The organism is Marinospirillum sp. (assembly GCF_014859565.1).
Window position 1 is genome coordinate 1 of the sequence record NZ_JACUUA010000219.1, and the last position, 5,272, is coordinate 5,272.

The 5,272-nt window shown below is 50.5% G+C and carries 5 protein-coding genes; 4 read left to right on the forward strand and 1 reads right to left on the reverse strand.

The window, feature by feature from the left end:
• Positions 1-78: 78 nt before the first annotated feature.
• Positions 79-696, forward strand: coding sequence for a TetR/AcrR family transcriptional regulator (locus tag IBX50_RS16875; protein ID WP_292257466.1), 618 nt, complete (start codon positions 79-81; stop codon positions 694-696).
• Here IBX50_RS16875 and rimO read toward each other — a convergent pair.
• Positions 676-2,016, reverse strand: coding sequence for a 30S ribosomal protein S12 methylthiotransferase RimO (gene rimO / locus IBX50_RS16880; protein ID WP_292257467.1), 1,341 nt, complete (start codon positions 2,014-2,016; stop codon positions 676-678). The genes IBX50_RS16875 and rimO overlap by 21 nt on opposite strands.
• A gap of 120 nt (positions 2,017-2,136) precedes the next feature.
• Here rimO and IBX50_RS16885 point away from each other — a divergent pair, with 120 nt between their 5' ends.
• From IBX50_RS16885 to pgsA, 3 genes are read left to right on the forward strand one after another with little or no spacing between them, the layout of a single operon-like run.
• On the forward strand, positions 2,137-2,775 hold the full coding sequence (locus IBX50_RS16885; protein ID WP_292257468.1) for a response regulator: 639 nt from the start codon (positions 2,137-2,139) through the stop codon (positions 2,773-2,775).
• Between the two features lie 35 nt (positions 2,776-2,810).
• Positions 2,811-4,649 carry an excinuclease ABC subunit UvrC gene (gene uvrC / locus IBX50_RS16890; RefSeq protein ID WP_292257469.1) on the forward strand — a complete coding sequence of 613 codons (1,839 nt, stop codon included), beginning with the start codon at positions 2,811-2,813 and terminating at the stop codon, positions 4,647-4,649.
• A 29-nt stretch (positions 4,650-4,678) separates the two neighbouring features.
• Entirely contained in the window at positions 4,679-5,242 is a 564-nt protein-coding gene (gene pgsA / locus IBX50_RS16895; protein WP_292257470.1) for a CDP-diacylglycerol--glycerol-3-phosphate 3-phosphatidyltransferase, read from the forward strand.
• The last annotated feature ends 30 nt before the right edge of the window (positions 5,243-5,272 follow it).

A 5,272-nucleotide genomic window follows, 5' to 3' on the forward strand; every position in this document is an offset into this window, starting at 1 on the left:
ATTACTGTCATGAAGGTTAATTTGTTACACTTCAACGAATATCAACTTATTTCCACCCAGTAAGGCTCAGTGAACCGTATGACTCCATCAACATCTTCTTCCTGTCTGAACAAGCGACAAAAGATCATTCAGGCTGCATCTGAAGCCTTTCTGCAAAATGGTTACCAGAATGCCAGCATGGAAAATATTGCGGCTCTGGCAGGTGTTGCCAAACAAACACTCTATAACCACTTTGGCAACAAAGATGCCTTGTTTGTTGCTGTTGTGGATCGGATGTGTGCCTGTGAAGACGAGCAGATGCGCTCCACTGCCATCAGCAGCAAAAATGTCGAAGAGGTATTACAGCAATATGCCGTGCGCAAACTTGCAGATCTGACTTCGATAGAAAATACGTCCATGTTCCGCATGATGATTGCAGAGGCAATACGTTTTCCAGATCTTGGTGAAATGTTCTTCCGTGAAGGGCTGGAAAAAGACCGGCAGCTGCTGGTTGACTTTCTTACCCGCCAGAAACAGGCCGGCCACCTGAATATCGATGATCCGGAAATGGCTGCCCTGTTTTTTCAGGGCGCCTTGAATGCTTATTTCCGTCCCAAGTTCATCATGACCGGCAGAGCCTCCAGCAAGGAGGAGATACAGAAATACGGAGATTACTGTATCGAAAAATTCCTCATGTTATACCGGGTCACCCCATAAATCGTGCTCATCCGCATCCGTGACCCGCACTTGTAAGCGCTGCCCCGGCTTCAGGTGTGTGGCACCCAGCAGATAAATCTGACCGTCAATTTCCGGCGCATCGGCCTGAGTGCGGGCTGCTGCGCCATCTTCGCCCACCTCGTCCACCAACACTTCCAGGGTTGTACCAATTTTGCGTTGCAGTTTAGCTGCACTGATCTGAGCCTGTTTTTCCATAAACCTTGCCAAACGCTCCTCTTTCACTTCTTCCGGCACGGCACCAGGCAGGGCATTGGCACTGGCACCTTCAACGGGTGAATAGGTAAAACAACCCACCCGATCCAGCTGAGCTTCATCAAGGAAATCCAGCAGGTATTCAAACTGGGATTCAGTTTCACCGGGGAAACCAACAATAAAGGTTGAACGCAAGGTGATATCCGGACAGATATTCCGCCAGCTGTGAATCCGTTCCAGTGTTTTTTCACTGGCTGCAGGGCGTTTCATGGCACGCAGTACATCTGGATGGGCATGCTGGAAGGGAATATCCAGATAAGGAAGAATCAAACCTTCAGCCATCAAGGGGGTGATGTCGTCCACATGCGGATAGGGATATACATAATGCAGGCGTACCCAACTGCCCAGCTGCCCCAGCTCCTGACAGAGCTCTTTCATGCGAGTCTTGACCGGACGCCCCTGATGAAAACCAGTGCGGTATTTCAGATCCAGCCCATAAGCGCTGGTATCCTGAGAAACCACCAGCAGCTCCTGCACGCCGGACTTCACCAGACGTTCTGCTTCATCCAGCACTTCCCCAATGGGTCGGGATACCAGATCACCACGCAGTGAAGGAATAATACAAAAACTGCAGCGGTGGTTACAGCCTTCAGAAATCTTCAGATATGAATAATGACGTGGTGTCAGCTTGATGCCTTGAGGCGGCAGCAGATCAACATAGGGATCATGATTTTTGGACGGTGGCAGGTGCTGATGCACCGCATTAACCACCTGTTCATACTGCTGCGGCCCGGTAACGGCCAGCACCTGTGGATGCAGCTCACGGATGTGTGCTTCATCAACACCCATACAGCCAGTCACAATCACCTTGCCGTTTTCATGCAGAGCTTCACCAATAGCTTCCAGAGATTCAGCCTTGGCTGCATCAATAAAACCACAGGTGTTCACCACCACCAGATCAGCATCCTCATAACTGGACACCAGATCATAACCCTCCCCGCGCAGTTGGGTCAGAATACGCTCTGAGTCAACAAGCGCCTTGGGGCAACCGAGGCTGATAAAACCGACTTTGGGATTGGATACTGCTGGATTGGAGCTGGAGGACATGAATGATTACACTGTAGTGGGTGAACAAGTGGACAATTCTACCTTTTAACCGCAGCAGGCAACAGCCTCTTCTGATATTCTGATTTTATATAAAAGCCTGAGCCAAAAGGTGGAACAAAAGTGACTCGAGTACTGATTGTTGATGATCATGAACTGGTAAGAACCGGTATTGAGAGGGTTTTGGCAGATACCGAAGGTATTGAGGTGGTTGGTCAAGCCTGTGATGGTGAAAAAGCTATAACCATGGCGCGAGATCTGGCACCAGACATCGTACTGATGGATGTCAAAATGCCCGGCATTGGTGGTGTAGAAGCCACCCGCAAAATCACCCGCAGCAACCCGGACGTTTATGTGATTGGATTAACCGCCAGTGGTGACAACACCTTTGTGCAACGCCTGCTGCAAGCCGGTGCACGTGGTTATCTGACCAAGGGTACCAGTTTTGAGGAGGTAGTGCGTGCGATACGCCTGGTTGCCTCTGGTCAGCATTATGTTGATCCTACGCTGGCTAGTGGTTTGCTGGTTCGCGATCCACAAAACAGCAGCAATCCCTTTGATCAGCTGTCGGATCGTGAAATGCAGGTAACACTGATGATTGTGAACTGTCAAAAGGTACAAGAAATTGCCGACAGCCTGTTTGTCAGCCCCAGAACCGTCAACACCTACCGTTACCGGATTTTTGAAAAGCTGGGTGTGCGTAATGATGTTGAGCTGACACATCTGGCCATGCGCCATAAACTGGTTGATGTTACTGATTAACCACAGGTTATTGTCACTGAATCGAGAAACCGGCTGTGTCTGCATCTCCTGTATCAACTTTTGACTCCAAAGCCTTCTTGCAACAGGCCACCCAGGCACCGGGCATTTATCAGATGTTTGCTGCCGACGGAAAAATCCTTTACGTCGGCAAAGCCCGCAATCTGAAAAACCGGTTATCCAGCTATTTTCGCAGCTCCGGGTTAACGCTCAAAACTCAGGCACTGGTCAGCAGAATTGCCAGTGTTGAAGTCACCATTACCCGCACAGAAACCGAAGCCCTGTTGCTGGAACAGAATTTGATCAAGGCTTTAAAACCGCCGTTTAACATTTTGCTGCGTGATGACAAATCCTACCCTTTTTTGCATTTCTCGGATCATGCCTGGCCTGCGCTGAGTATCAAACGAACACGCCATCAACGTGGACCAGGACAATGGTTTGGCCCCTACCCCAGTGCCAGCGTGGTGCGAGAAACCCTGCAACTGCTTTATCGGGTATTTCAGCTACGCCAGTGTGATGACACCACTTTCAGTAATCGCAGCCGCCCTTGTCTGCAGTATCAGATCAAACGCTGCTCAGCACCCTGTACCGGTGAAATCACTGCAGAAGCCTATGCTGATGATTTACATCACGCCAAACTACTGCTGGAAGGAAAAAGCCAGCAGGTCACAGACTCACTCGCGGCCAAAATGGATGCTGCAGCAGCCGAGCTGAATTTTGAGCAGGCGGGATATTACCGGGATCAGATCCAGCAGTTACGACAGCTGCAATTACGCCAGGATGTAGATACCGGCATGGGTGACGCTGATATCTTTGCCCTTGCCACCGCTGAAGGTTATTGCTGCATTAGTTTGTTACAAGTGCGCGAAGGACGTTTGATCAGCACACGCCACTTCAATTTTGAAAATCCGCTGGATGCCAGTGAAGAATCCACATTAACCGCCTTTGTTGCCCAGTATTATCTGGCACGCACCTCGTTGCCGCCGGCATCAGAAATATTATTAAGCCACGAACTCGAAGATACCGACCTGTTGCAACAGGCTTTGAGTGAGCGTTTTGGCTTCAAATCAAGACTGGCACATCAGCTACGCAGTCAGCGTGCCCGCTGGCTGGATCTGGCAACAACCAATGCTGAACAACAGTTATCTGGTTTTCGCAGCAAAAGTGATCAGCAGCAACAACGCATTACGGCATTACAAGCTGCACTGGGGTTGGAACAGCCCATCCAGCGTATGGAGTGTTTTGATATCAGCCACAGCCAGGGTGAAGCCACTGTGGCTTCCTGTGTTGTGTTTGATGAACAGGGTCCGCGCAAACAGGATTATCGCCGTTTTAACATTGAAGGTGTAACAGGTGGTGATGATTATGCCGCCATGGCTCAGGCCTTGCAGCGGCGCTACCGGCGTGTACAGTCCGGTGAGTTCACTGCACCCGATCTGTTGTTGGTAGATGGTGGCAAAGGCCAGTTAAATGCTGCCAGAGGCATTCTGGCCGAGCTAGGGTTAAGTGGCATTCTGCTACTTGGGGTGGCCAAGGGAACCACTCGTAAAGCCGGTCTGGAAACCCTGTTTCTGGAAACCACGGATCAACAGCTGGTGTTACCGGGGCACTCCCCTGCCCTGCATCTGATCCAACAGATTCGTGATGAAGCTCACCGCTTTGCTATTACCGGACATCGCCAGCGGCGGGATAAAATTCGCAAGAACTCTACACTTGAAGACATCCCTGGCATCGGCCCCAAACGCCGCCAGGCCTTGTTACGGCACTTTGGTGGACGCAAGGCCATTGCTGAAGCTGGCATAGAGGATCTGTGTCGTGTCGACGGTATAAATCGTGCGCTGGCAGAAGAAATTCATGCTACCCTTCACATCCATTAATTAACGCTCTGAAAGCTAAGATAAAACCTATGAACTTCCCAACTTTTCTGACACTGCTACGTATCCTGGTCATTCCTTTGCTGGTGGTTATTTATTACCTGCCGCTACAAAGCAAATACCTGATCTGCGCCTTTTTATTCGGTGCTGCAGCTTTAACAGACTGGCTGGATGGTTATCTGGCACGTCGCTGGAACCAGATGACACCTTTTGGTGCCTTTCTCGACCCGGTGGCCGATAAACTGATTGTTGCCGTGGCGCTAGGTGTATTGATCGAAGCTCATGCCAGCTGGCTGATGACCTTACCGGCACTGGTGATCATCGGGCGTGAAATTGTGATCTCGGCGTTAAGAGAGTGGATGGCAGAAATCGGCAAGAGTGCCAGTGTAGCAGTAAGCTGGGTGGGTAAGGTCAAAACCACCTTTCAGATGATTTCTATTTTTATGCTGCTGTTGGTGCCGCCCGGCCACTGGATCGCCTGGTTAGGGTTGTTCATTCTTTATCTCTCAGCCTTGCTGACACTCTGGTCGATGATCAGTTACCTGCGTGCAGCCATGCCGCACCTTCTGCCATCACCGGATCAGCAAAAAAGGTGACTGCTCCCCGCCCTAAGCGCTAAAGCGCCA